Below are 2,237 nucleotides of genomic sequence, written 5' to 3' on the forward strand. Positions count from 1 at the left end.
GCCGCTTCGGGACTGTGCAGCACCGTGCGCACGACGGTTCCCGCCGGGCGCTCCCCGCGCAGCGCGAGCAGCACGAGGAGACGCGCGGCCCCCTCCGTACGGGCCGGCACCCCGTCCGCCGGCCACGGCGGGCTGCCGCCGAGCAGCCGCGCGAGGACCGAGGGCGCGACGCCCGCCACCACGTGCTCCGCCTCCACGAGCGAGCCGTCCGCCAGCCCGACATCCGCCGCGCGCCCGTCCTTCTCGGCGATCCGCGTCACCTCCGAGCCGAACACGAACTCCACGCGCCGCTCGACGCACCGCGCGTGCACCGCCTCCGCGAGCGCCCGCAGTCCGCCCCGTACCGCCCACACACCGAAGGTGTGCTCGACGAACGGCAGCACGGCCGCGCTCGCCGGGGCCCGCTCGGCGTCCAGCCCGGCCGCGAGCGCGTAACTCTCCAGGAGCGCCCGCAGCCGAGGCTCGCGCAGCTCCAGCTCGCCCACCTCGGCGAGCGTCGTCGCGCGCCGCTCGCGGCGCAGCAGCCTGCGCACGGGCAGCGCAGGATAGGGCTCCCGCTCCGCGAGGACCTGCCAGTTGGGCCACTGCGTCTCCTCCAGGAGCGGACGGCGGGTACGGTCCCACGCCTCCCGCGCCCGGCCGAGGAAGTCCGTCCACCGCGCCCCGGCGCCCGCGCCGAGCGCCGTGTCCAGCGCCTGCGCGACCCCGCCGCGCGAGGCGTTCGGCAGCGCGCACTCCGTCCCGTCGGCGAAGACGTGGCGCGCCGCGGGGTCCACCTGCTCCAGGACGACCCGGTCCTCCAGCTCCGCCCGCCCCGTCTTCACGAACAGGTCGCGGTACACGGCGGGCAGCGTCAGCAGCCCCGGCCCCGTGTCGAAGCGGAAGCCGTCCCGCGCGTACTCGCCGAGCGCGCCCCCGTACGTCGCGCCCCGCTCGTGCACCACCACCCGGTGCCCCGCGATCGCGAGCCGCGCCGCCGCCGCCATGGCGCCGAGCCCCGCGCCGATCACCACAATCCGTGCCATGTCAGCGACTTTATCCGCCGCTCACACCCGCCCCGCGCCCTGTCCCGCCTCCCCCGCCCGGCGCCGGATGGATGCCCCGCCCCAGCCCCTGAGTACCGCTACTCAGGAAGCGGGTTGAGTACATCGACGGATGGGCTCCGACCTGCGCGGACGGCACAGTGGTGCACGGATCGGGGGCCCTTCGCACCGGTACCGCCGACACGGGGCGGCGGAACCGGGCGGGGGCCCCTTGGCCGTGCCCGCGTCCCGCATGCGGCCCCTTGCCTTCCCGCTCCGGGGGTACCCGGAGGCGCACGACGGACAGAAGACGGGGGGCGCCGATGGTGGCACGGGGACCGGCGAGAGAGCCCGGGTGGTTCCTGGCGGGAGGATTCGCGTGGGCCTTTCTCGGCGTCCCGGCGGTCATGGCGGGGGAGTTCCGCGGGGGCGTCGTGATTTTCGTTCCCTTCGCCCTCGTCATCGTGGGCGTGCTCCTCGGCCGCCTGTGGCTGGGGGCGCGCGCCGATCGCGTGCCCGTGCGCACCTGCCTGCGGACAGGCGCGCGGCTGAGCCGCGGTCATGCCCCGAGGGGCCCTGTGGAGCGCGCCGTCGCGCGGTCCGTCCTCGCACGCGAGGAGTCCGTCCCGCAGGGGCCGTGGATGCGCTGGGGCCTCCCGGCGCTCTTCCTGTGCGGTGCGCTCCTCTACGTGCCGGACCGGAACTGGGCCTTGGCGGTCCTGATGCTGGGCAACACCGTGCTGTTCACGGCGATCGGGCTCCTCGCACCCCGGCGAGCGGCCTGGTGCGCCTGGCTGCGACGGGAGCTGAGGGGCGGCGACGGCTCCGCGGCGGCCGGGCAACCCGGAGGCGGCATCACGGAGCCGGGGTGAACGAGCGGGCGGCGTCCGGACGCGGCCCGCGCCCCCGCGCCACCCCGCCCCGCGCGAGCAGCCGGGCCGTCCCGTGTCCCCCGATCGGGGTGAATGTCCAGCTCAGGGCCGATTGTCAGTGCGGGAAGCGAGGATGGGGGCACACGCGGTCACGGTGACGGGGAGCGGAGCGCGCTCCAGGACGGAGGAGGTACGCCATGGCCCACACGCCCAGCGGTGACGCCGCAACCCCCCGACCCGGGAGCGGGACCCGCGCGCGGCCAGGCAGCCCGGGCGAGGCGCGGAGCGCGCGGCGCGAACCGCCGGAGCAACTGCGGCTCCCGGTGCCCGTCCAGGTGGCCGT

The 2,237-nt window shown here is 76.8% G+C and carries 2 protein-coding genes; one reads left to right on the forward strand and one right to left on the reverse strand.

Features of this window, described 5'->3' with window-relative positions; all coding sequences use genetic code 11:
- The coding region (locus G3I42_RS27195; RefSeq protein WP_203607404.1) for an FAD-dependent oxidoreductase at nt 1–1,025 on the reverse strand (1,025 nt) is incomplete at its 3' end.
- 431 nt (nt 1,026–1,456) lie between these two features.
- Here G3I42_RS27195 and G3I42_RS27200 point away from each other — a divergent pair.
- On the forward strand, nt 1,457–1,894 hold the full coding sequence (locus G3I42_RS27200; protein WP_164290264.1) for a hypothetical protein: 438 nt from the start codon (nt 1,457–1,459) through the stop codon (nt 1,892–1,894).
- Nucleotides 1,895–2,237: the final 343 nt, after the last annotated feature.

This window comes from Streptomyces sp. SID11385, assembly GCF_010548245.1.
Lineage (GTDB): Bacteria > Actinomycetota > Actinomycetes > Streptomycetales > Streptomycetaceae > Streptomyces.